A 23,004-nucleotide genomic window follows, 5' to 3' on the forward strand; every position below is an offset into this window, starting at 1 on the left:
CTAAAATTAGCGAAGAATGAACGCCAGCCAAACTTTGGGCGTCCCACCCATAATTGACTTGGTATACTTTGCTTTGCTCTGAGTTTGAATTTAAAGCTAGGTAAAGCAGCGGCCCTATAGATACAAACACCAATGTCAATAACACAAAAGGTAAGACATAAAGCGATGATTTACCTTTGTTTTTAGCGTCTTGGCACATCCAAACTATGGCTAAGAACGCCATGATATACAAATCAAACACAACTTGAGCGGTATCAGGACTGGAAACCAATTGATAACCAAAACTTCACAGTGATTGTTGGGCAATAGACATCGTATATGCCGTATAGCCGGAAAAGATAATTAGTAGAATTACCGATGTTATTCGAAGACTCATACCAAATTCCTTGTAGTAACCTTTATGAAAAATATAACGCCTCAATATGGGGCGTATTATGCTTGGCTAAAACTAGCAAGGAATGAGCGACAGCAAACCGTTAAGACGTCCATTCCATAAAAAGCTTATTTACTACTGTTTAATTAAACTTAGGTCGAAGAAGCTCGATAAATTTTGCATCAACCCAATAAATATCATGGTGCCTATTAAACAAAAGATACTTACCATCGGGAGTTATGTACCCACCTGCCTCCCATGATTCTGTATTAACTTTGTCTCCTAAGTTGATAGCTGTTCCCCATGACCCATCTTTTTGTTTAAAACTTATATAGAGGTCGGATTCGCCATATCCTCCTTCTTTTTCAGCGTCCCAGATTAGATAAGTTTCATCCGGCGATATAAATGGATGTGCACTATATTTACCAACATTGATCACAGGCGGCATCTTTCGAGGTGGTTGGCGTTTACCATTTTCAAAAGTAGATATACGTATTACATCACCATTTTTATAATCATCTAAAACATAAGTTCCATTTTTAGAAGCAGAAAGCCGCATTATTCCCCAATCATCTCTATCAAACATTGGCCCAAGGCTTTTTATATCAGACCAACCTTTTTCAGTACGCTCCATGTAGTGCTTCCCCAAAAGCATCGTATTACCATCAGGAGAGAGGATTGGCCTGCCAACTCGTGGTCCGACAGTAGATTCGCGCCATTGATTATTTTCGTTTTTATAAACAATCAATGTCCACTCTTCAGTCTCATTATCCATCCTTGTGAAATAGAACTCTTGCATATCTGGCGAAAAAAAACCGTTAAAGTCTCGATGTTCTGTCGCAACAATACCTGGAGCAAAAATTTCAGCGTTTTCACCTGGAGGCTTCTGTCCTAAATAAGCTCCTTTAATAACTAAGCTATCATTTTGACTAAAGCTTTTGTTACTCAAAATAGATAACGAAAGTAAAGTAATTAAAGTCCATATTTTATTCACAACTATTCCTTAAAGAAAACGATTAACAAAGTCTATTTGACCAGAGCTAGCTACTAAAAAAGAAGCTTTATCCCTACTACACTTGCACATTCCATTGTGCTAGACACAAATACTGATTGAACAAAGTTATTAGATTTGGGCAACTATAAATTTTACTTTTGAGCGACAAGTTATATAAACATCTTAACGAGTCCATAAACAGGGCCGATACAAGTTACCGTGAATAGTACAAGACAAATCCAACTCACCCACTTGAAAAGTTGCTGGTCTATAACCCGTCTTGTATGCCCAATACCCTTCCCTATTAAAGTATCAATGTCATTTTCGGTAAGGTCGCCACTAGATTGAAGAAATAATTGCTCAAGATGAAGGAAATTATGCCTTCTAGCTTGTTGATGTACTTTAAACTTTGTAAAAAATCGCTCATCTGGTGGACTATTGTGCTCAACCTTCAACAATTCTTTATGCCACCAGTTTATGTCGTTTCCTCGTGCTGTAACGACACCAGAAAACTTAGATGTGCTGTACCTTTGGAGTACCAAAATTGTTAAGTGAATAACAACGCATATTCCAGACACTAAAGTAAAAGATGGAAACTCATTTAGACTAAGAGCAGTTACCGCTAGGGCTACACTAATCGCCAGTAAGATCGATTGTATGGTTATATGCAATGAACGATAAGATTGCAGCAGTGTATCCTGCCAAGCGACGGCGTTCATAATGTAGCTTTTATTTTCTTGATGACTCATCCAAAATCTCTTATTTAAAATCGCTCCAACAATGGGCTGAATATAGCTTGGCTAAATTGTCTAGTGAAGCGAAACTGAACCAAGCTTTATCAGGTCCGCTTAAATCGATTGTTGCCTTAGTTCTTGCCTGACCATGCAGCTTTTCTTGCTTGCTTCTGTATTTCTGATAAATCATCGTCAAATGAAAAAGAATATATTCTCCATCCACTTTTAACTTTGAAAAATTGAAATTCATAACGCACAGGTTGTCTGTCGTATGTCGCTAGATATGTAACATGAACAAAAGAATCTCCAACAACGTATGTATCTAACTTGCCGAGATGGTTAAGCTCCCCTACTAAACCTTTTAGAGCTTTCAGTTGTGTTTTTACATTTTTAATTTGATCCGGAATTGAGGTTACGTATTCATTTGAGCCATAAATTGAATCGACAGCTTCTTCAATTTTATCTTTTTTATACAAATCGAAAAAATTATTAATCTCTTGCTGGTAATCAGCAGAAAAAGAATTAAACGAAATTAGAACTGATAAAAGTACAGCAAATTTTTTCATATTAAATAAAACTCCATGTAATGCTATGGCCCGCATAAGGGGACGATAATGTTTGGCTAAAATTGTGTAGCGAAGCGAAACCGAGCCAAACCATAGTAGTCCCTTCACTTTATGCGCTTGTTAGCTTTACTTTGCTCTACTCTAAAAATAAGCGCAAATATAATTAAAAAGCTACTACACGCCCAAGCGAATAAATATACTATTTCAGACATTTGCCGCTCTGTATTTTTTATGATTTCTTTTGCTTTAGTCGCCGTTAAAAACCTTTGGCTATAATCTTCTTTATCTTCTATTGAAGGGCTATAAACAACCAACTTGCCAGCGCTATCTTTAAACATAATTGGCTGTCCAAATTCTTTATATATCGCCTGAGCTATAACACTTCTAACTTCTGGATCTTCATTGTTTATTGCTTCCAAGGAAATGTTTTCAGGGATTACTTCAGATTGCACGGACAATAATTGGTTTGTGGTACTCAGTAAATTCAAACCAACACCAGTTAAAAAAATATTTATTAAGAAAATAAACAAAAATGTCGGTGCAAATTTACGTTCAGATTCACGCAAAATACTTTTAACAAAACCGAAAGGCAATAAAATACTTAAGAGTGCAAATGACGTCCATTGGATATACCAAACGGAAAAAATATCAGGAAAATGTTGCTTTCCAAAATATGGGACTAACCAAAGCAGAAAACAAAAACTAGATAATGACTTCATACTATCCTTGTATAGCTAACGCCCGCATAAGGGGCTAAAAAGAAGTTGGCTATAATTTAGCGAGGAACGAGCGACAAGCCAACTGTTTTGTGTCCCGTTGCTTTATGCGCTTGTTATAAGCGCGTTTACTCTTGTTTCATATAATCGTCAAAATTTTCAATATACTCATTAAGATTTTCTTCGAGCATTTTTCTGTATTCATTCATAAAGTATTCGATGGTTTCTTCTTTCGCCGTTCGTAATTCATCAGCACTATCCCAGCCTGATGCACTCAACCAAGCATTAAAACGAGCCGTCGAATACATCATAGACGCACTGACTTTCCCAGTACCTATGTTTTCGGATATTTGCTCGTTCGATAAGTTTATATGTGCATCTGCACGGTCGAAGAATTGATCGTCTAGTTGAGACATGCGCAAAGTTCCCTAGTGCTTATAACGCCCCAATAAGAGGCTGGTAATGCTTGGCTAAACTTGTGAAGCGAAGCGGAACTGAGCCAAGCTTTAGCAGTCCCACACTTAATTGGCACGTTATATGCTGCGGAGTTCATACTTCAAAGAATCTCTTTCTTCACTATCCACAACTACTTCAGCAAACCTCTGAGCGCATGCACCATATTTTAAAAAATTCTCTCGAGCTTCCCGCAATGTTAAATCATTATTTACATCTGATTTTTGATCTAAATTTGGAAGAGAATAATCTTCACAGTCATCCTCCCAAAAACAAACGGGACAGACTAAACTGTATCCTCTTTCTGCCAGAGCGAAATAGTCGCAACATGGACATTGTTTCATTTCATCGCTTTTGGGAAATTCGTTTAATCTCATTGTTCTCAAAATTTTCGAGGCATATAACGCCTCAATATGGGGCGTATTATGCTTGGCTAAAGTAGCAAGTAACGAGCGCAAGTCTACTGTTTCGCATCCGCCCTAGACGGGTCTGTTAGCTGCCTATGCCTATGCCCCTGTTAACCATGTACTGATAAAGTAATTGGCTTTCTAGGCTTTCCGTTTTTGATAAAGCTAAGGTAACTCCAAGTTGATCTTCTGTTGAACGATGTTGCCCTAGCTTTTCTTTGCCTTGAAGCGATTCTATGTTGATTTTAAAACCAACAATACCTTTACTAAGTTTTGATTTAAAGTCCTCTGAAATAGTTAAATTAGGTTCATATTTTTTCACTGTTTCATCAAGTATTGTCAGAGTTGTTTCCTGATCGGTTAGCTGAATTATTCCTTTAGCATGGACTGTACTGTAGTTCCAAGTTGGCACCGCTTGAGAAGCCTGATACCAAGTTGGTGAAATATATGAATGTGGACCAGAAAAAATTACTAAAACCTTGGCTCCGACAGCAGCTTTCCAGTGGTGGTTTGTTCTGGCAAAGTGACCATAAAGTGTACCATTTTCACCTTCATTTTCCTTAAGCAATAAAGGGAGGTGCGACGCCTCTAAATCATTAGATATAACAGCAGCAAAACCATACTCTTTAATAAAGTTGTGTATTTCTGCGTTGGAATTTATTTTCCATTTGTCGGGAATGTGCATTGTAGTCCTTTGGCATATAACGCCCGCATAAGGGGCTGATAACAGCTTGCTAAAATGTGCAGCGAAGCGGAACCGAGCAAGCTGTTAGCAGTCCCTTCACTTAATGCGCTTGTTATGTGTATTTACTATATACGCGATCAATTTGCTCAAACAATTGCTGGTATAAAGGTTTATTAATTGTATCTAAAGTAAATCCCTCAGCCTCGACTACGGCCTTTGTGAATTTTTCAGGCGTTTTAGGGGGGAATTTAATTAGCCGAGACTTTACAGAATGTGTGAGACAAAAGCCTAAATCAACGCATACCTTATCCAGTAATTCTTCAATTTCTTTTTCAGTCTTACTCATATGTCCCTATACCCATAACGCCCCAATAGGGGGCTGATAAATGCTTGGCTAAACTGTGTAGCGGAGCGAAACTGAGCCAAGCTTTAGCAGTCCCTTCACTTTATGCGCTTGTTAGGGTTAGTCTGAACCACCACTATCACTATACGAGCCTCCGGCCGAATCATCCGAAAAGCTACCAGATTCGATAGAAGAAATATTACCCCCAAAGAAGTTATCAGATATTTCTTCTCTCATTTCGTCAAAGTCGCAATTTTCACCACGCTCACTATGCCACTTATCGAATTGTTCTTTACTAGTATGGAGAGCATGAGCATAGCAGATATGTCTCCAATTATAGCCTTCGTCGTGAATGGTTGTTTCTACTTGTCCAGAAGTGTACTTTTTACTTTTCCCATATCGTCTAGCCAAATCTCTACCTAATGTAGAAATATAACTCTTAATAGCTTTTTTCTTGCGATAGTTAGATAGAAACACGGGATCCTCCATTAACCCTAACGCCACATTAAGCGGTAGATAATAGTTGGTTAAAATTATGAGCGAAGCGAACAAAGCCAACTGTTATTTGTCCACTTAAATGCCTTGTTAGAGAGCGCCAAACCACTGCTTCATAATATCGATATCATAATCTAAGAGCCAACTGTTAAATTGTTTGTATATTCTAGAAAGCATAAATTTATTGTCACCAACTAGATCCATACCTCTATCGTCGTATGGATGTGCTAATACACCAAGCTCAATATCAAAAATATAAATATCAAACCAATAAGATGGACTGATACCCAATTCGTTTGCCATTTTTCCAAAGATAAATTTATGTAATTCAGATTTTTTGATATTGAAGAATAAGTAGTTTCGATGCCATTCATCATCTTCATCCCATTCACGATAAATTTGGCGCGTTTTGGGGTATTTAACCTCTAAATTTCTAAGTTCACGAAATTGAGACAAACTAGACAAAAACGAGTCACCAGCGAACGCGATACAAATAGATATTTCATCATTTTTCTCGAATACTGTTTCAATTAATTTTGTAGAACGTTCAATAGAAGCCTGAAACATCGAAACATAAGTTTTGTATTCTGAACCAGCAGATAACTCGAATCTTAGACAATTTTCGTTGCTATAGAAAATTGCATGCTTAAAAGAATTTTTGCCGAATTTTTCGAATGCTTGCTGAATCATCCTGAGCTCTCTAACGCCTCAATATGGGGCGCATTAAGCTTGGCTAAAATTAGCGAAGTATGAGCGCCAGCCAAGCTTTAGGCGTCCCATCCATAATTGATTTGTTATATTTCGTTTACTTCACAATAAGCAGCAATTTCTTGTAGAAGGTCTTCTGCTTGCTTATTTTTAGCAACGAAAATCAGTCCTGACCAAACATCCCATTCAATACCAATTCGTTTAGTACCTTTAAGAAATGTTTGAAAAGCCTCGTCAGCTCCATTAATAGTTAACCCAAATGGAATTAACCCAAACTCTTTTGATATCTTCTTCTTCGCAGGTTTGTATTGCTCATACCTGCGTTCATTAATTTCATAGGTTAATTGACCAGAAAAGTTTCTTAAGAGAACTCCTTTTTCCAATTTTTCAATCAACTCTGATTTATCTTCTCTATCCATGACTAAGAAATATAACGCCTCAATATGGGGCGTAAAAAGCTTGGCTATAATTAGCGAAGAATGAGCGTCAGCCAAGCATTAGACGTCCATTCATTAATGCGCTTTGTTAGCTAGCTTCCATACTTAACAAACAACTGATTAAATGATACTTCATAAGTTTTTATGTTAATCCTATATATGGAATAGGAATTATCTTTGAAACTAAAGCATGAAAGTTGCATTGCATTATCGCCTTCAATAGGATCAATGTTCCCTCCAACATTAACAATTTTTTCTGAGCTTTCAATAATTTCCGTAAGTCCACTGCTCCAAACTCCTGGGAAACTACCTGTCCTTTTTATATATGCTTTAGTCGCGTCGGCGAGAACTATCAAAGCAGAGTTGATTTCATCTTTGCTTTGAACACATTCCCGAGGTACTGATGCTGACGCACCCAAAGAATAAAAAAGTAATATCAAGGCTAAATATTTCATATGCTTGCTAACGCCGCTAGCAACGGCGGACTTGGAGGCGCGAAGCGCCGGAAAGGCCGTCCAGCCGCGAAGCGGCGATGTTGGCTAGCCTTGTTATGAGTTTTAGCTCGCATCCCATGTGGTGTATTTTTTACCCATTAACGTAAAAAGGTAAACTGATACATTAAAGTTACCTTCTCGGTGATTTTTGATTTTTTTATCCGGCATTGCTTCCCATAGCCAATCTAAATCCGAACCCTCACGATCTAATGGCATGACAGAATCCATGAATTCCTGCTTACTTTGAAAATCTGCCTTAGATGCCATTCGTTCAAATATACAGTACTGACCGCTTACAGTAGGCCATAATCTACTTTGCCAAACGGGTAATGCAGGAGTTTTATATATAACTTCTTCTTTATCTTCTTCACTTCCATCAATTGCTTCATTCGTTTCTATTTCAAGTTCCTTGAGCTTTCCTTCCAACAGGCACTCATCGCAAATGCATTCGATCTCATTAAGCCCATAAAATCCGCCTGCGTCATACCACAGACCAACATTGCCACAAACGGAACACTCTGCTGGATCATCTATTTTAAATGAAAAATTTTCGGGATCTCGAAAATATTTGAATTTCATATTACTCATAACGCCCCAATAAGGGGCTGATAATGCTTGGCTAAACTTGTGTAGCGAAGCGGAACTGAGCCAAGCTTTAGCAGTCCCGCGCTTAATTGGCTTGTTATGTGCCAATTACTTTTAAACCTTTAATATGTGCGACGATTTTGGAAACTAGCCAGTAAACTACAAATATTGATGTTTGTGAAACCAAACACATTATAGGGATTGAGAAAAACATACCTACAATTACAAAGCCACTTTCTCCTTGGGGGATATCCATAACGTAACTAGCAATTAAACCAACCCAAGAGCAAGATACCAATATTTGAAAACACATTAATAATTTGTTTTTTGCTACCACAACTGCATGATAAGGCATAAGGGCAAAACAAATTAGATAAAAGATAAGAATTAATAAAACGGAAAGTATATTCGAAATCAAAACTCATCCTTGGCACATAACGCCCCAATAAGAGGCTGATAATGCTTGGCTAAACTTGTGAAGCGGAGCGGAACTGAGCCAAGCTTTAGCAGTCCCGCGCTTAATTGGCTTGTTATATACCGACTACTCGTCCAGTATTTTATCCTGCAACTCTTTTGGAAGCTTATCCCAGAGCACTTTGTAATAATACTTGCGAATTACTGGATAATTTTCTTCAGCGAATTTAGTTACTTTTTCGACGTCAGGATAATTCATTGGCTGATGAAAGAATTTATTAGCCCTTTCCATGAACTCATATAACTCAATTAGCTCTTCTTCACTGATCTCCACTTTAGAGCTCATGACTTTCCTTAGGTATATAACGCCCCAATAAGGGGCTGATAATGCTTGGCTAAACATGTGTAGCGAAGCGGAACCGAGCCAAGCTTTAGCAGTCCCACACTTAATTGGCTTGTTATATACCGCTTCCCCCCCAATCATCGAGGACTTCATAGAAATCATCTGCGATATCGGAAGCATTTAGGTTTAAACAAGAAAAACCATAGCCTAAGGCTGATAGCTCAGAGTTTAAATTGGTTAATTTGCTACCATCTGAATCAATTACCATTCCGTTTTTTGCACCATAACCTTTGATGAGAGCGTCAAAAACAACGGTATTACCATCCACCACTAGAATAAATGGCGATTCGATTTCCAAGTTGTAACTTTTACGCAAGATATCAATTTTCAAATGCAAAACTCTAAAGGTATATAACGCCCCAATAAGAGGCTGATAATGCTTGGCTAAACTTGTGAAGCGGAGCGGAACTGAGCCAAGCTTTAGCAGTCCCGCGCTTAATTGGCTTGTTATATACCGACTACTCGTCCAGTATTTTATCCTGCAACTCTTTTGGAAGCTTATCCCAGAGCACTTTGTAATAATACTTGCGAATTACTGGATAATTTTCTTCAGCGAATTTAGTTACTTTTTCGACGTCAGGATAATTCATTGGCTGATGAAAGAATTTATTAGCCCTTTCCATGAACTCATATAACTCAATTAGCTCTTCTTCACTGATCTCCACTTTAGAGCTCATGACTTTCCTTAGGTATATAACAATTTAATAGTGCGCAATTTGCGCGTTTTTCTGCCACGCGTTTGCGCACTTTTAGTTTTTACTATTTTTAACAAATTCACTAACTATTTGCTAGCGTTAGATATTATTGTTCAAACATTATTTGGTGCAAGACAAAAATGAGCAATTTGCGCATTTTCTTGAATATGGGGGAAACAAACCTATACTGTATAAAATTACAGCTCACGGAATGAGAAAAATATGAAAACACGATCGCCCTTTCTTAACGCTATTGCCGATCACATGTTTGTTCGACAATATTCACTACGAACCGTGCAAACTTACCTAAAATGGATCGCAGGTTTTATTCAATTTCATCAAAATCGCCACCCTTCTACCATGGGAGATACGGAAGTTGAGGCGTATCTCAACCATCTTGTATTAAATCAAAATGTATCGCCCAGAACCCAGGCTACAGCGCTAAATTCCTTGGTATTTCTATACAAACATATTTTACATAATGAACTCTCGTGTAATTTACAATTCTCTCGCAGCAAAAAGCAGCCGAAACTTCCAGTCGTTATGACGAAAGAAGAAGTACACAAAGTAATGCAACACCTCAACAAGCGGTATTATTTAATTGCAGGCTTAATGTACGGTAGTGGCTTAAGAGTCATGGAAGCTGTGCAATTACGCGTTCAAGACATCGATTTTGATTACAAATGTATTAGAGTCTGGAATGGTAAAGGTAATAAACACCGTGTTGTCACCTTAGCTGTAGAATTAACGCCATTAATAAGAACACAAATAATGGATGTGAATGAATACCTCCAGCGAGATCTGGAAAATGAACAGTATTCTGGTGTCTGGATGCCAAATGCTTTGTCACGTAAATACCCGTCTGCCAACAAGTCACTGGGTTGGCAGTACTTGTTTCCTTCACACCGTTTAAGTGCTGATCCAGAAACGGGAGAAATTAGACGTCATCACTTTCATCATACGTGTGTAAGAAAAGCAGTAAAAAGTGCAGTTAAAACGTCTGGTTTAACTAAGCAAATCACGCCTCATACTTTCCGGCATTCATTTGCAACGCATCTTCTACAAAATGGTGCCGACATACGGACAGTGCAGGCTCAGCTTGGCCATTCTGATTTAAAAACAACACAAATATATACTCATGTTTTACAACAAGGTGCTAATGGCGTGGTTAGCCCGTTAAGCCAGCTTGTCTAATACTAAATGGTGCTGTTGATATCGCATCAACTAAAGGAATATCGTGATATTCCTGTTTAATGCTATGAATGAACTTTAGGGTTTTAAATGCATCAAACCAGTTGGTTATTTGAGCTGTCAGTTGTTTCTTATTATTGGCATTTTGCGCGAGTTGCTTGGTAAGAAAGTGAATAAAGCCAATATCTTCAAGGGCTTTTTTTGAATACGTCGATAGTACGTTTATTTCGTTAGCCACAATATCGTTGATCTGCCCTAGGTCTTTTTTTGCATCAAGAACTTTTTCAAGTAATGTGTCCTGCGCTAGTGACTGTATCACCTCAAGACTATGTTTGAGCTCGACAAAACACTGGGGGTGGTAATAACAATAGGGTTCATTGGCTTGTTCAAGCGCAAGAATGTCTTTTACAGCTGGGCCAGTACCAAATGGCACTCTGTCTGACAGTCTTGGGGTTAAGTAAATAGTTGCCTCGTTCGACTGTGCAATCTTTCCTAACTTAGCGAGCTTATTTAACGTGTAGAAATCTTCCCCTGCTGATTTTTTTACAAACCCGCGTACATCAACATACGCAATTGTTGAAATCGCTAGAATGCTACCAATCGTGAAAAACGCATACGGTGATCGGGCATACGTTAACCCAGCCACATAGTATGCCATTGCTTGCTCATAGGCTTGAGTGGCTTTTTGTGTGCGACGCTGCGTGTCAGTATGTGTTTTTTCGCGATAACAGTGATGAAACCCATAGCAAACCCCACTGGTTGTTGCCGAATCTAGGTTGGTCATTACATCAAAGTAATTGCTTGGTAAATGCGCGTCGGCATCGGTTGAACCGATAAAGGTTGCATTAACGGTGCCCTGTTCCGCCATTGCTATCACTAAGTCGCAACCTATTTTACGCGCCAGACCAACTCCCTGCTCTTTAGGTAATGGTTGAGTATAGCAATCAACAACTACAAGTAATGAATTGCTATTATTTAACGCGATAAACGTACATTGTTCAGTTGATCCTATCTCTTTCCCCATGCTTAACGCTTGGTGAAATAGCTGTTGTTGAGGTTTACTTTCAGTGTCACTATCAGGTTGATTAATCACAACAACAAAACACGCGTTTTGCTTTGCTAGGGGTGAGCTAGCTAACCTGTTAATAAAACAATCAGTTTCTTTATAGGCGGGAATAACAAGCGCATTTTCAAGCGAGTAATGTGCAAGTGCGTCACTTACCTTGGCAATATCACGAACAATAGGTTCAGCATACTGACCAAGGTATTTCTGTCGTTTTTTTTGCGCTTGTAGCGTTAGCATATTGGTTGGTTTTCAACCATCAACTTCGTATTAGTGCAACGCTGCACGATGCGGCAAACTTGCACAAAGCTCAGCTTCAAACTCAAGTACTTCTTCTAATCGCGCATCAACTTCTGCTTTGTCGAAGTACTCGTAAGCCAACTCAACGAATAAGTTTTTATGTTTTTCTTCTGACTTAGCAATTGCAACATAAAAATCTTTTGCTTTGCCTTCTGGTAACGCTTCAGCAACTAATGAAAATCGCTCATGACCACGTGCTTCAATCACGCCTGCCACTAATAAACGATCCATGAAGAATACATCTTGTCCGTGTCTAAACAAGCCTCTGATCTTCTTGATGTACATGTCTTTTTCGTCATTCGCTAACATAATGTCATCAGCCTGCATTAGCTTTAACACTTGCTTAAAATGAATCAGCTCTTCAATGGCCAAATCAGCCATCGCGCGCACAAGCTTTTTACGATCAGGGTAATGTGAAAGCATTGAAACAGCCATGCCAGACGCTTTCTTTTCAGCTGCGGCATGGTCTTGAAGGAAACTTGGGAAATCGGCAAGCACCGCTTCAGTCCAAGAAAACGGTGTTTGGTACTTCAATTCAAACATAGGTGGTAAATCTTTATTACGTAAAATTGCCGAGTATTCTACCTAGCTTAATTTTAAGGATAAAGTGCTTTTACTAGATTGGCAGTACAATCTCTTCGTTATCCGCTAATCCAGAAATCACTTCTACCTGCCCTTTCCCATCTTTTTGGCCAAGTTGAACGAATCGTCTTGATACAACGCCGTCTGTTTTCACCAACACAATATCAAGCTGGCCAAGCTTATTAACATACGTTTGCGGTATTTTTATCAACGTTTGACTGCTACCTTCCACACGTAATGTCGCATACATCCCCGGTTTTAGTTCAACGGTTGTCGTGATGTTCGCTTTAACTAAAAAGCTTCGTGCGCCAATATTTGCTGCGGGAACAATCTCGGCAATGGTTGCAGTAGTCGCTAACATGATGCTAGGAATATTGACGGTCAACTCGTCTCCCACGGTTAAATTAACCGCTAATTGCTCTCGTATGTATGCCTCAACTTGCAAAGTTGACGGATTATATATGGTTAATAATGGCACACCCGGTTGCGCCGTGTTGCCAGGTTCAGCAAGGCGTTCAATGACAACGCCATCAATTGGCGCATGTAGTTTGGCAAATGACAAATTGCTGCTTGCTTCATTAAGCGCTTCTTGCGCTGCTTGCTCTTCAGCCGATAGCGCATCAACATTAGCCTGTGATTTATCTAATTCCTGCGCCGACAATAAGTTTTCTTGATGCAACTGTTTTGCTCTAGCAAGCAGTTTTTGTGCTTCCACCAGTCGAGCATTAATTGCATTTTTTTGTTGCTGGCTTTGTTTTACACGAGCAAGTAATTCAGATTGCTCGAGTGTTATCAGCAAATCGCCCTGCTTTACCCGTTGCCCTGCTCGTACATTTATGGTCGCAATTTGAGCAATAATCCGTGATGACACTTCTGTATCTTGCATTGGTGTTATGTTTGCAGCAATGAGCTCTTGTTGAGGTATTTGCATCGTTGAAACAACGAGTGTTTTTGTTGCTGATTTTACCTGCTCAAGTGCACGCTCTCCCGGCGACATTTTGCTATTAAAGCCACCCGCTAACCATGTGATGCTAATGGCTAAAAAGCTGATGGCTAGTAAGGGTTTAACTAAGGTTGCGTTAAATACTGACTTCATAAAATGCTCCTAAGATGTAGCCATCACATTATGTGTGCGTTGCCTTTTGTTAATCACCTCATTTTCTTGGTTGGCAAAAACAAGGTGATACACAATAGGGACAACGATTAAGGTGAACAATGTGGAGGCGATAATGCCAAAAATAATCGCTATTGCCAGTCCACTAAAGACAGGATCTAGGGTGATCACTATATTCCCTAACAAGGTTGTACCTGCCGTTAACAATACCGGGCGCATTCTTACCGCCCCAGCTTGGAGTACCGCTTCTTTAATGCTCAAGCCCTCTGCTCTAGCCTGCGTAATAAACTCAACTAAAATCAGAGAATTACGTACAACAATACCCGCTAACGCAATCATGCCGATCATCGCCGTAGCAGTAAATAACACAGGTTCTGGTGCCCCAGCTATCTCGCGTGTTCCGAACTGATTAAGTAACCAAAACCCGGGCATTATTCCGATGATGGTGAGTGGAATTGAAGACATAATAATAAGTGAAAGCGCCAGTGACTTTGTCTGTATTCTTAGCACAAAATAAATGCCAACTAAGGCAAACATAAAGGCGATTCCCATATCCCTGAACACACTAATGGTAACATTCCATTCGCCCTCGCCGGAAAATACAACCTTGATATTGTCAGGAACTTGCCACCTGTCACCACCACCTGAGGTAAAAAACGTACGATTTTTCCAATCATGTGTAGTGTCGTTATCATCAACAGCTAATCCTTTATCGGCGCTGATATCTGCAACAATTTCGGGTGGTGTTCGTCCGGATATTTCGGCATTAACATACACAACAGGGTTAAGGTTTTTGTGAAAAATAGTGCCTAGCTGTTTAACTTGTTCAAATTGGCCAATTTCAGCCATAGATACAACAGGCTGAACACCATCAAGAACGCCAAGCTCAGTTTGTGCCTCAACAATGCCACTGCGCCCTTTTACCAGAAACCTCTCTATGTCTGACAATTGGCTACGTTGTGCTTGCGCCATTTTTAACATTAGCGGTATTTCTGTGGCCTCATCAACCTGCTGAAAAACACCTATATTAACCCCTTGCGTAGCCACAGCGATGGTTTGATTCACATCTTGCGTCGACACGCCAGATAATGCTGCTTTGGCTTTATCAACGACAAATCGAAACTTTGTAACATCAGCAATCGCGTTGGTATCAACTTCAACGACATGCGGCTCGCGGGCTAAACGCGCTGCGACATGTTGTGCAACCAATTGAATATCTTGATATGGGGTATACTGATCGCCATACACCTCCGCCACTAATGTACTTAACACAGGCGGCCCTGGTGGTACTTCAACTACTTTGATATGCGTATTCTGCGCTTGAAGAGGTGCGACTAAGGCCCGTAATCGAAGCAAAATATCATGTGAATAATGCTCACGCATCGTTTTATCGACGAGCAATATTCTTAAGTCAGCTTGATATGGCTGGTTGCGCAAATAGTATTGGCGGACCATGCCATTAAAATCGATTGGTGAACTAATACCAACATAACTAGCAACCGCTTTAATTTCAGGAACTGTTTTTGCTAAATTGGTAACACGGCGTGCCATTGCATGGGTTTGTTCGAGGGACGCGGTTTCTGGCATCTCAATAAGAATTTGCAACTCATTTTTGTTATCAAATGGCAGTAATTTAAGAGGCACAAGTCGTAATGCTGGTAGCAATGCCGCAATAACAAAAAGCACCAACATTAACCAAAGCAAGCGCTTGCCTTTTGCTTTATGTTCAATAAAGGGCGACATGAAGCGGTAATAGGTGCTTTCAACACTCGATGGTGATTGCTTCTCTTTGTTAGGTTCACTTGCCGCTGGTGAGATAAATTTATGTGCGAGCCAAGGGGTGATCAGAAATGCCACAAGCGTCGACAAAATAACGCTAAGCGGTACGTTAAATGCCATTGGCGCCATGTACGGCCCCATCATACCGGTAATAAAGGCCAGAGGAATAAACGCCAAAATAATGGTTAATGTTGACAAAAGTAAGGGGGTTTTGATCTCTTTAATAGCCGCAATTATATTGTCTTTTAACGGGCGTTCAGGGTGTTTCTTAATAAATCGTGTGATGTTATCAACCCCTGTTATTGGGTCGTCCACCAATAAACCTAACGATAAAATTAACGCGAATAAGGTTACGCGATTAATCGTGTAACCAAAGGCATAGTCAAACGCTAAGGTAAATCCATAACAAACTGGCACTGCCAAGCCAACAACTAACGCTGCACGCCAACCGAGGAATACACCGATAAAAATCACAACAGTGACGACAGCAAACACCAATGAACTTGTTAAGTTATTCACTTTTTCATTAGCGGTTTGGCCATAGTCTCTCAGCGTTTGAATATGGACATGGTTTGGCAGAACACTTTCTTTAATATCGTTAACGAGCTGATGAACTTGTTCCGCCACTTGAACGGCATTGGTGCCAGGCTGCTTAGCAACAGATATCGTTACTAAAGGAAAGTCAGCGCCATCATTGTCGAATAATTCATGGCTTGGCGTAAAATCTATTGTGCTGTAATGGTTCGTCTCTTGTGGGCCATCGGTTATGCTCGCTATATCTTGTAACTGCACAATCGCGCCATTGATCACTTTAACTGGAGTTAGTTTAATTGCATTAAGCGACTGATAGACATCACCACTTTCAATAACAACCGATTGATTGCTGATTCGAATAATGCCATGTGCTTGACGCTGGTTTGATACTTGTAGTGCGCTTATTACTTCCTGAACCGAGATCTGGCGTGCTGCGAGTTGCTCCGGCTGCATGAAGATTTCAATTTGACGGCTACGACCGCCAATAACATGTACTTCACTGGTATTTTCTAACGACTGTAATTGCGTTGATATTTCTTGCGCCAACCGCTTTAACTGATAATCGTCGGTAATCTCAGGTTTCTCACTCCATAGGCCGAGTATGATTATCGCAATATCGTCGACCTCATTCGGACTAACCATCCAATTAGTCACCACCGACGGTATCTTGTCTTGATTTGAATGAAGTTTATTGTAGGTATTAAATAACGAAGTTTCTCTCGATTGGCCAACTAAAAACCGTAACGTGACGATCGCTTGGTTATTATTAGTTGCCGAATAAACGTGTTCTACCCCTTTTATTTGGGATAACAGTTTTTCCAATGGCGTGGTTACCAATCGTTCAACTTGGCGAGCATCAAGCCCTGGTGCTTCCACGACGACATCAATCATTGGCACAACAATCTGTGGCTCTTCTTCACGTGGAGTCACATTTAATGCCACAAGACCAAGCACCAATGAAGTTACAAGTAAATACAGGGGTATTTTACTATTAAGCATTTTGCTTAGCAGTTGATGCACAAGGTTTGACGATGCCATGCATTAGTCCTCTTGCTGGCAGTAATTTGCGTATAACACCTGCATAACATTAATCAATTTTTTGTCAGCTAACGCATAATAAATAGTTTGCGAATCTCGTCTTGTTTGCACCAAGTTTGCCTCTCGCAATTTTGCTAGATGTTGTGACAACGCAGACTGTGACAAATCAACGCGTTCGTTAATTTCACTTACCGACAATTCATCAGCTGAAATCGCGCATAAGATCATTAAGCGATTCACATTGGCCATTTGTTTTAAGATTCCGGCAACATGGGTTGCGTTGTCTACCATTAGGCTTGAATTAAATTTCATAGATAACTCGCTTGATTAATTTTTGAGACAGTATATTATAAAAATCTAATTTAGCAAATGCTAATATAAAGAATTTATTTAACACACCCGAGGATGTTAGCAATGACGGTTAATGATGGTTTACGTTTAATTGCAGGAATTTTTATATTAATTTCAGTGGCTTTGGCAGGCTTTGTATCAACACAATGGTTATGGTTTACCGTATTTATCGGATTGAACTTGTTTCAAAGCGCCTTTACAAAATGGTGCCCAATGATGCTGGTATTAAAGAAGTTAGGTTTTAAAGAAGGATAAGATGATGTTGAAAACAATTGCAGATCTCGTTTCACAAGCAAGACAACAGTTACGTGTTATTGACGCATCAAGTGCGAAAACTGAGCTTAATGAAAATCATGGTCTACTGATAGATATTAGAGAAATTAGCGAGAACGAAAAGTCACCGGTTAACGGCGCGATTCATATTCCCCGCGGCATTTTAGAGCCGACAATGCTAGCCAAATATCATGATGCTGAATTGCCAATTTATTTGCATTGTGCCTCGGGCGCAAGAGCTACCTTTGCCGCTGAGCAATTGGAAAAGTTAGGTTACCAAAACGTCACGGTAATTAGTTGCAAAAGTGATGCGGTCATCTCAACATTTGCAAGTTGACACATTAAAAAAACAGGTTAGCGTGCTGCTAACCTGTTTTTTTAGATGAGGTAAAATGGTTAAACCCTGATTGCTAAAAACGTGAACTAAAGCCTAAAAGCTGCGGCCAAACTCAAGCTTATAGACCCCAACATCGCTTGTTTTCGCGTTATCTAAATCTACCCAAATTTGACTGTAGCTTGCCCTAAGGAACACTTTCTTATCAATATTAAAGCGTGCGCCAAAAGTGGCACTATAGCTAAACTGGTTCTCACTGTAGGTTTCTTGAAACCCTTCACAAATGTAACCCCACCATGGATCCCACCAACACACATTAATTGGGGGTCCTGAGGTGATATTTGAGTCTAAATAACTAAAACCTGCTCCACCTTGGACATAAAGTGAAAAGTTTTCAGGGCTGAAATAATAGGTTCCATGAATTTGTGCATGAGTGATATCGGCCTCATGGCTAATGGTATTGATTGGATTTCCGTCATCATCAACGAACGTTGAGGTGTAGTCTTGACTACCAATGACCCAGTCAAACTCTAAGGCAAATTGATTGGTATAGTTGTAGCCAATATTAAAGCCATAGCTATAGTCGGCAGAAAAATCGACTGCTGATCCTTGCTGACCATCAATGCTAAAGTCATCGTAGTAGCCAATGACAAAACCGGCTTCAGTTTTACCGGCTCTTTGCTGAGCTGCACTTTCACCGATAACAAGTAGACATACGGTAGCGAGGAGCAAGTTCGTCGTGACCTTGGAGAATGTCATATCGCCCTTCCTTATTAATAGACATTCTAAAAGTATAAGACGAAAAAAAAGCTAACACCTAAAATGTTAGCTTTTTTGTGCTGAAACGTAGATAGAATTAACGTTTTACCGCTTCTTTAACACGTGTTTCAACAACCGCTTGAATACGACGGTTTGCTTTGTGCGCCATAGACGAATTGCTTGCGTCTAATAAACGCTCTTCACCGTAACCAACAGCAGTTAAACGGTCTGCATCAATACCAAATTCGCTCACTAACTTTTCTACAACAGCGTCTGCACGCTTTTGCGAAAGCTTTTTATTATATGCAGCTGCACCTTGTGCTGACGTGTGGCCTTCAATCACTAAATTAACGTGAGGATATTTCTTTAAGAAATTAGCAGCACGTTCAATTTCTGATAAGTACTCATCTTTAACAACTGATTTATTGTTATCAAAGTTAACAACTAGTTCCATTGAAGCTGTTTTCTCAGTGAAGATAGTACAACCTTCGCTATCAACTTTATCTGACATTGGTGTGTTTGCACATAAGTCGTCTGAATCAAAAACGCCATCTTTGTCGGTGTCTTTAGTTTTTGGTTTAGGTGCTACAACTGGCTTTGTCGCAGCTGCTGCAGCCGCAACAGGCGCTGCGGATTTTGCTGGCTTCTTGCTGTCAACACCAAAGAAGTAGATTAAACCTAAACGGCTAGATAAGTCTTTCATGTTTGCATCGAATTGGTAATGTGCACCACCTTCAATGTAACCAGCAAAGCTCTCTGTGAAGTAATGACGGTAACCAGCACCCAAATTAACTGATAACTCTTTACTTTCAAGGTTGATCATATCGAGACCACCCTTACCGTAAAAGTTTTTAGCCGTTGGGAAGTAAAGTAGGTCAAACGAATATAATGCACCATCATCAGCTTCAAAAGCATCTGATTTAGTTTCTACGTCACTTAGGTTAGTGTACGCAAGGCGACCTTCCCACTTAGGTGTGAAACGGTGACCAAGTTCAAGACCGAAACCTGTCGCTTCATCTAATGTTGAGTTAACATCTGATGTTGCTTTGCGATCGTTGTCAGCTTTCAAGTAAGCACCATGAAAACCACCGTAAAAGTGACCAACAAGATCTTCAGCATTTGGTGTATTATCAGCGAGTGCAGATGTTGTTAATGCAGCACTTACCACACAAGCTGCAATACTTTTAACAAACTTTTGTTTTATCATTTCTTAAGTCCCTGTGTATAGTTTTCTTCTATTGTACAAGATATTGTTACAATTACATATTTTATTAACATAAATATTACACTTTTATATTTGTTAACTTTTTATTAACATACCTCATGATATTTACGTAAAGGTAATCAAGGATCAACATGGATAAAATAAAAATAAGCGGGATTTCGCTAGCAGTAGCACTCGCACTTGGCTTAACAGGATGTAATAGCACAACCAATGAAACGACATCAGCGGCGCCTGCTGTTGTTGAACAACAAGCAAACCACAAATTAACGTTTGTCCGCAGTGTTGAAGGTATTAATGAATACCAAATGGGCAACGGTTTAAAAGTATTATTATTTAAAGATGATGCTCAACCGAAAACGCTAGTAAACATTACCTACCGTGTTGGTTCTGTTCATGAGCACTATGGTGAAACCGGTATGGCTCACTTACTTGAGCATATGTTGTTCAAAGGCTCAACGAACTACCAAGAAATTGACAAAGAATTTACCAAACGTGGTATGTCAACAAACGCAACAACGTGGTTAGATCGTACAAACTACTTTGAAGTGTTCGAATCGAATGATGAAAACTTAGACTGGTCAATCGGCATGGAAGCGGATCGTATGATCAACGCGACCTTTACTGAAGACGAGTTAAAGAGTGAAATGACGGTTGTACGTAACGAAATGGAACGTGGCGAAAACAACCCTATCCGTATTTTGATTTCTCGTATGTCGTCGATGGCGCATTTATGGCACAACTACGGTAATTCAACCATTGGTGCTCGCTCTGACGTAGAGAACTTCCCATTTTCAAAATTACGTGCGTTCTACAACAAGCACTACCGTCCAGATAATGCCGTATTAACAATTGCAGGTCGTTTCGACGAAGAAAAAACCATTGCAATGATCAACAAGCATTTTGGTAAATTAGAGCAGCCTGAAACGCCTGTTGAAGAACTGTACACGCAAGAGCCAACTCAAGATGGTGAGCGCGTTGTTAACCTTCGTCGTTCAGGTGACTTACCATATGTTGGCTTGATGTACCATGCACCTTCTGGTTTACACAAAGATGCAGCAGCACTTGAACTACTAATGGAAATTCTTTCAGACGACAAACGTGGTCGTTTACAAAAGCAATTAGTTGAAACAGGTGTTTCAAGCAGTGCATTTGCTTTCTCGTTTATGCTAAAAGACAGCTCTCAAATGATTTTCTTAGCGCAAGGTGAAAAAGGTAAAGACACTAAAGAGCTTGAAGCATCACTATTAAAAATTGCTGAGGACATTGAAGAGCAACCAGTAACAGAAGCAGAGCTTAAAGCGGCTAAAGCAAAATTTGCTAAGCAAGCTGAACAAGCAATGCGTAATGTAACAGGTATTGGTATGAACCTTTCTGAGTACATTGCTAAAGGTGATTACCGTCATGCGTTCTTCTTCCGTGATCAAGTTGCTGAAGTAACATTAGAAGATGTTCAACGCGTTGCAGAAACGTACTTGATTTCTAGCAACCGTACGTTAGGCCGCTTTATTCCAACAGATAACCCAGAACGTGCTGAAATTCCTGAAGCACCAGATATGGACGAATTGTTGAAAGACTACAAAGGCCGTGAGCAAATTGCTGCTGGTGAGAGTTACGACAATACTGTTGAAAATATCAAAGCACGTTTAGTTGAGAACACGTGGCCACAAGGCACACAGTTTATGTTCTACCCTAAACAGTTACGTGGTGATGAAGTATTAATTCGCATGACGTTCCCAACGGGTACAGCTGAAACACTTGGTGGTAAAGCTGCTGAACTTGAAGTGTTATCTCAAATGCTTCAACTTGGTACAACTAACATGGATAAAGGTGAGATTGCGGGTAAATTAGATGAATTGAAATCTTCTGTTCGCTTCTCTGCATCAAGTGCTGGTTTTGGTGTTAGCGTTAAAACTGACAAAGCTAACATGAATGCGACGCTTGATTTAGTTAAAGAAATGCTAACTAATTCAACGTTCTCTCAATCAGAGTTAGATATCTTGAAGCCTACATTAATTGCAGGTTACGAGTCTGAGCGTACTGACCCTTCTTCTATCGCTAATAATAGTTTCCGTGAAACATTGAACAGTTACCCGAAAGGTCATCCACGTGCACATCGTACAATTGACGAAAGCATTGAAGGGATCAAAGGCTTAACGAGCGAAAGCATCAAAGCGGTATACGACCAGCATATGAACATTGCTAACGGCTACATTGCAGTTGTGGGTAACGTTGATGGCAAAGCATTAGAAGAGAAATTGCAAGCAACTGTTGGCTCGTTCGTTAACGATACGCCATACGAGTACATGCCAAATGCATACAAAGATCTTCATGGTTTAACAGTAAGTCACAACACACCAGACAAAGCTAATGCCCAGCTTTATGTGATCAACCCAACGAACTTAACAACGATGGATGATGACTACTTAGCGACACAAATCGCAGCTGAAATCTTTGGTGGCGGTCCATTCACCTCTCGTTTAGGTAAACGAATTCGTGTAACTGAAGGTTACAGCTACTCTGTTGGCGGTAACATCAGCGCAAGTGACCGTGACGAAACCGGTATTGTATGGGGTTACGCAATTTCGGCACCTGAAAACATGGATAACGTGATTGCAGCATACAAAGAAGAAATGGCAAAAGTTGTCAAAGACGGCTTTACAGAAGAAGAGTTTGAGACGGCAAAATCTAATTTTGTAAACTCTCGTAAGCGCCGTTGGGCAAATGATAGCGCGATCTTAGGCATGTTAATTAATAACAAGCAAATAGATCGTGATATCGCCTACTACCCTATGCTTGATGAGAAGCTTAAAACATTAACGTTAGAAGATGTTAAAGCGGCATTTATCAAGAATATGGCGACGAATGAAATTAACGTATTTAAAGCAGGTGACTTTGAAAAAGTTGCTGCTGAATAAGTAATTTCAGTCTTTCAAAAATACCGGCGCTATGCCGGTATTTT

At 39.8% G+C, this 23,004-nt stretch carries 27 protein-coding genes; 4 read left to right on the forward strand and 23 right to left on the reverse strand.

The window, feature by feature from the left end:
* Positions 1–515: 515 nt before the first annotated feature.
* The 16 genes from QQK05_RS07835 to QQK05_RS07910 all read right to left on the reverse strand — a co-directional run bounded on the left by QQK05_RS07835 (position 516) and on the right by QQK05_RS07910 (position 9,484).
* Positions 516–1,367, reverse strand: coding sequence for a TolB-like translocation protein (locus QQK05_RS07835; protein WP_284297323.1), 852 nt, complete (start codon positions 1,365–1,367; stop codon positions 516–518).
* 170 nt (positions 1,368–1,537) lie between these two features.
* A complete protein-coding gene (locus tag QQK05_RS07840) occupies positions 1,538–2,116 on the reverse strand; it encodes a hypothetical protein (protein ID WP_284297325.1) in 579 nt (192 codons plus the stop codon).
* A gap of 116 nt (positions 2,117–2,232) precedes the next feature.
* Positions 2,233–2,667 (reverse strand): hypothetical protein, encoded by a 435-nt coding sequence (locus QQK05_RS07845; RefSeq protein ID WP_284297327.1) that lies wholly within the window; start codon positions 2,665–2,667, stop codon positions 2,233–2,235.
* Between the two features lie 104 nt (positions 2,668–2,771).
* On the reverse strand, positions 2,772–3,386 hold the full coding sequence (locus tag QQK05_RS07850; protein ID WP_284297329.1) for a hypothetical protein: 615 nt from the start codon (positions 3,384–3,386) through the stop codon (positions 2,772–2,774).
* 125 nt (positions 3,387–3,511) lie between these two features.
* The gene (locus tag QQK05_RS07855; protein WP_284297331.1) at positions 3,512–3,799 is read right to left on the reverse strand and encodes a DUF3144 domain-containing protein; all 288 of its coding nucleotides are present in this window, start codon (positions 3,797–3,799) and stop codon (positions 3,512–3,514) included.
* Positions 3,800–3,916: 117 nt separating this feature from the next.
* Positions 3,917–4,213, reverse strand: coding sequence for a CPCC family cysteine-rich protein (locus tag QQK05_RS07860; protein WP_284297333.1), 297 nt, complete (start codon positions 4,211–4,213; stop codon positions 3,917–3,919).
* A gap of 115 nt (positions 4,214–4,328) precedes the next feature.
* A complete protein-coding gene (locus tag QQK05_RS07865; protein ID WP_284297335.1) occupies positions 4,329–4,928 on the reverse strand; it encodes an FMN-binding negative transcriptional regulator in 600 nt (199 codons plus the stop codon).
* A gap of 112 nt (positions 4,929–5,040) precedes the next feature.
* Entirely contained in the window at positions 5,041–5,274 is a 234-nt protein-coding gene (locus QQK05_RS07870; RefSeq protein WP_284297337.1) for a hypothetical protein, read from the reverse strand.
* Between the two features lie 117 nt (positions 5,275–5,391).
* Positions 5,392–5,760, reverse strand: a complete 369-nt coding sequence (locus QQK05_RS07875) for a DUF6559 family protein (protein WP_322790561.1) — start codon at positions 5,758–5,760, stop codon at positions 5,392–5,394.
* A gap of 96 nt (positions 5,761–5,856) precedes the next feature.
* Positions 5,857–6,456: a DUF3885 domain-containing protein gene (locus tag QQK05_RS07880; protein WP_284297341.1), complete on the reverse strand. Its 600-nt coding sequence runs from the start codon at positions 6,454–6,456 to the stop codon at positions 5,857–5,859.
* A gap of 104 nt (positions 6,457–6,560) precedes the next feature.
* Complete coding sequence (locus tag QQK05_RS07885) at positions 6,561–6,968, reverse strand: hypothetical protein (RefSeq protein WP_284297343.1); 408 nt, start codon at positions 6,966–6,968, stop codon at positions 6,561–6,563.
* 35 nt (positions 6,969–7,003) lie between these two features.
* Positions 7,004–7,366, reverse strand: coding sequence for a hypothetical protein (locus tag QQK05_RS07890; RefSeq protein ID WP_284297346.1), 363 nt, complete (start codon positions 7,364–7,366; stop codon positions 7,004–7,006).
* Between the two features lie 102 nt (positions 7,367–7,468).
* Complete coding sequence (locus QQK05_RS07895) at positions 7,469–8,098, reverse strand: CbrC family protein (protein WP_284297348.1); 630 nt, start codon at positions 8,096–8,098, stop codon at positions 7,469–7,471.
* A gap of 433 nt (positions 8,099–8,531) precedes the next feature.
* Positions 8,532–8,750, reverse strand: coding sequence for a hypothetical protein (locus QQK05_RS07900; RefSeq protein WP_284297350.1), 219 nt, complete (start codon positions 8,748–8,750; stop codon positions 8,532–8,534).
* 112 nt (positions 8,751–8,862) lie between these two features.
* Positions 8,863–9,105, reverse strand: a complete 243-nt coding sequence (locus tag QQK05_RS07905; protein WP_284297351.1) for a hypothetical protein — start codon at positions 9,103–9,105, stop codon at positions 8,863–8,865.
* 160 nt (positions 9,106–9,265) lie between these two features.
* Complete coding sequence (locus QQK05_RS07910) at positions 9,266–9,484, reverse strand: hypothetical protein (RefSeq protein WP_284297350.1); 219 nt, start codon at positions 9,482–9,484, stop codon at positions 9,266–9,268.
* A gap of 240 nt (positions 9,485–9,724) precedes the next feature.
* On the opposite strand from QQK05_RS07910, the gene QQK05_RS07915 reads away from it, so the two are divergent.
* Positions 9,725–10,696: an integron integrase gene (locus QQK05_RS07915; RefSeq protein WP_284297353.1), complete on the forward strand. Its 972-nt coding sequence runs from the start codon at positions 9,725–9,727 to the stop codon at positions 10,694–10,696.
* Here QQK05_RS07915 and QQK05_RS07920 read toward each other — a convergent pair.
* The 5 genes from QQK05_RS07920 to QQK05_RS07940 all read right to left on the reverse strand — a co-directional run bounded on the left by QQK05_RS07920 (position 10,671) and on the right by QQK05_RS07940 (position 17,415).
* Positions 10,671–11,996, reverse strand: a complete 1,326-nt coding sequence (locus tag QQK05_RS07920) for a hypothetical protein (RefSeq protein WP_284297355.1) — start codon at positions 11,994–11,996, stop codon at positions 10,671–10,673. The two genes, QQK05_RS07915 and QQK05_RS07920, sit on opposite strands and share 26 nt — an antisense overlap.
* A gap of 30 nt (positions 11,997–12,026) precedes the next feature.
* Complete coding sequence (gene miaE, locus QQK05_RS07925) at positions 12,027–12,599, reverse strand: tRNA-(ms[2]io[6]A)-hydroxylase (protein WP_284297357.1); 573 nt, start codon at positions 12,597–12,599, stop codon at positions 12,027–12,029.
* Positions 12,600–12,672: 73 nt separating this feature from the next.
* Positions 12,673–13,734: an efflux RND transporter periplasmic adaptor subunit gene (locus QQK05_RS07930; protein ID WP_284297359.1), complete on the reverse strand. Its 1,062-nt coding sequence runs from the start codon at positions 13,732–13,734 to the stop codon at positions 12,673–12,675.
* Between the two features lie 9 nt (positions 13,735–13,743).
* On the reverse strand, positions 13,744–17,103 hold the full coding sequence (locus tag QQK05_RS07935; RefSeq protein WP_284297361.1) for an efflux RND transporter permease subunit: 3,360 nt from the start codon (positions 17,101–17,103) through the stop codon (positions 13,744–13,746).
* Positions 17,104–17,106: 3 nt separating this feature from the next.
* Positions 17,107–17,415, reverse strand: a complete 309-nt coding sequence (locus QQK05_RS07940) for an ArsR/SmtB family transcription factor (RefSeq protein ID WP_284297363.1) — start codon at positions 17,413–17,415, stop codon at positions 17,107–17,109.
* A 102-nt stretch (positions 17,416–17,517) separates the two neighbouring features.
* Between QQK05_RS07940 and QQK05_RS07945 the strand changes: the two genes are divergently transcribed.
* Both QQK05_RS07945 and QQK05_RS07950 read left to right on the forward strand, forming a co-directional pair.
* Complete coding sequence (locus tag QQK05_RS07945; protein WP_284297365.1) at positions 17,518–17,709, forward strand: YgaP family membrane protein; 192 nt, start codon at positions 17,518–17,520, stop codon at positions 17,707–17,709.
* A gap of 1 nt (position 17,710) precedes the next feature.
* Positions 17,711–18,064 (forward strand): rhodanese-like domain-containing protein, encoded by a 354-nt coding sequence (locus QQK05_RS07950; RefSeq protein ID WP_322790562.1) that lies wholly within the window; start codon positions 17,711–17,713, stop codon positions 18,062–18,064.
* Positions 18,065–18,157: 93 nt separating this feature from the next.
* Here the strand turns inward: QQK05_RS07950 and QQK05_RS07955 are convergent, their stop codons facing one another.
* A complete protein-coding gene (locus QQK05_RS07955) occupies positions 18,158–18,820 on the reverse strand; it encodes an outer membrane protein (RefSeq protein WP_284297367.1) in 663 nt (220 codons plus the stop codon).
* Positions 18,821–18,917: 97 nt separating this feature from the next.
* Entirely contained in the window at positions 18,918–20,027 is a 1,110-nt protein-coding gene (locus QQK05_RS07960) for an OmpA family protein (RefSeq protein WP_284297369.1), read from the reverse strand.
* 149 nt (positions 20,028–20,176) lie between these two features.
* Between QQK05_RS07960 and QQK05_RS07965 the strand changes: the two genes are divergently transcribed.
* Positions 20,177–22,960 (forward strand): M16 family metallopeptidase, encoded by a 2,784-nt coding sequence (locus QQK05_RS07965; RefSeq protein WP_284297371.1) that lies wholly within the window; start codon positions 20,177–20,179, stop codon positions 22,958–22,960.
* Positions 22,961–23,004 lie beyond the last annotated feature (44 nt).

The sequence above is a fragment of the Thalassotalea loyana genome (assembly GCF_030161435.1).
In the GTDB taxonomy this organism is placed as follows: domain Bacteria; phylum Pseudomonadota; class Gammaproteobacteria; order Enterobacterales; family Alteromonadaceae; genus Thalassotalea_G; species Thalassotalea_G loyana.

Bases quoted from the DNA above. Each gene is read 5' to 3' on its own strand.
- miaE (WP_284297357.1), bottom strand. From the start codon at position 12,599: ATGTTTGAATTGAAGTACCAAACACCGTTTTCTTGGACTGAAGCGGTG.
- QQK05_RS07855 (WP_284297331.1), bottom strand. From the start codon at position 3,799: ATGTCTCAACTAGACGATCAATTCTTCGACCGTGCAGATGCACATATA.
- QQK05_RS07910 (WP_284297350.1), bottom strand. From the start codon at position 9,484: ATGAGCTCTAAAGTGGAGATCAGTGAAGAAGAGCTAATTGAGTTATAT.
- QQK05_RS07930 (WP_284297359.1), bottom strand. From the start codon at position 13,734: ATGAAGTCAGTATTTAACGCAACCTTAGTTAAACCCTTACTAGCCATC.
- QQK05_RS07915 (WP_284297353.1), top strand. From the start codon at position 9,725: ATGAAAACACGATCGCCCTTTCTTAACGCTATTGCCGATCACATGTTT.
- QQK05_RS07890 (WP_284297346.1), bottom strand. From the start codon at position 7,366: ATGAAATATTTAGCCTTGATATTACTTTTTTATTCTTTGGGTGCGTCA.
- QQK05_RS07920 (WP_284297355.1), bottom strand. From the start codon at position 11,996: ATGCTAACGCTACAAGCGCAAAAAAAACGACAGAAATACCTTGGTCAG.
- QQK05_RS07870 (WP_284297337.1), bottom strand. From the start codon at position 5,274: ATGAGTAAGACTGAAAAAGAAATTGAAGAATTACTGGATAAGGTATGC.
- QQK05_RS07955 (WP_284297367.1), bottom strand. From the start codon at position 18,820: ATGACATTCTCCAAGGTCACGACGAACTTGCTCCTCGCTACCGTATGT.
- QQK05_RS07935 (WP_284297361.1), bottom strand. From the start codon at position 17,103: ATGGCATCGTCAAACCTTGTGCATCAACTGCTAAGCAAAATGCTTAAT.
- QQK05_RS07940 (WP_284297363.1), bottom strand. From the start codon at position 17,415: ATGAAATTTAATTCAAGCCTAATGGTAGACAACGCAACCCATGTTGCC.
- QQK05_RS07875 (WP_322790561.1), bottom strand. From the start codon at position 5,760: ATGGAGGATCCCGTGTTTCTATCTAACTATCGCAAGAAAAAAGCTATT.
- QQK05_RS07865 (WP_284297335.1), bottom strand. From the start codon at position 4,928: ATGCACATTCCCGACAAATGGAAAATAAATTCCAACGCAGAAATACAC.
- QQK05_RS07840 (WP_284297325.1), bottom strand. From the start codon at position 2,116: ATGAGTCATCAAGAAAATAAAAGCTACATTATGAACGCCGTCGCTTGG.
- QQK05_RS07845 (WP_284297327.1), bottom strand. From the start codon at position 2,667: ATGAAAAAATTTGCTGTACTTTTATCAGTTCTAATTTCGTTTAATTCT.
- QQK05_RS07860 (WP_284297333.1), bottom strand. From the start codon at position 4,213: ATGAGATTAAACGAATTTCCCAAAAGCGATGAAATGAAACAATGTCCA.
- QQK05_RS07900 (WP_284297350.1), bottom strand. From the start codon at position 8,750: ATGAGCTCTAAAGTGGAGATCAGTGAAGAAGAGCTAATTGAGTTATAT.
- QQK05_RS07945 (WP_284297365.1), top strand. From the start codon at position 17,518: ATGACGGTTAATGATGGTTTACGTTTAATTGCAGGAATTTTTATATTA.
- QQK05_RS07950 (WP_322790562.1), top strand. From the start codon at position 17,711: ATGATGTTGAAAACAATTGCAGATCTCGTTTCACAAGCAAGACAACAG.
- QQK05_RS07880 (WP_284297341.1), bottom strand. From the start codon at position 6,456: ATGATTCAGCAAGCATTCGAAAAATTCGGCAAAAATTCTTTTAAGCAT.
- QQK05_RS07850 (WP_284297329.1), bottom strand. From the start codon at position 3,386: ATGAAGTCATTATCTAGTTTTTGTTTTCTGCTTTGGTTAGTCCCATAT.
- QQK05_RS07960 (WP_284297369.1), bottom strand. From the start codon at position 20,027: ATGATAAAACAAAAGTTTGTTAAAAGTATTGCAGCTTGTGTGGTAAGT.
- QQK05_RS07965 (WP_284297371.1), top strand. From the start codon at position 20,177: ATGGATAAAATAAAAATAAGCGGGATTTCGCTAGCAGTAGCACTCGCA.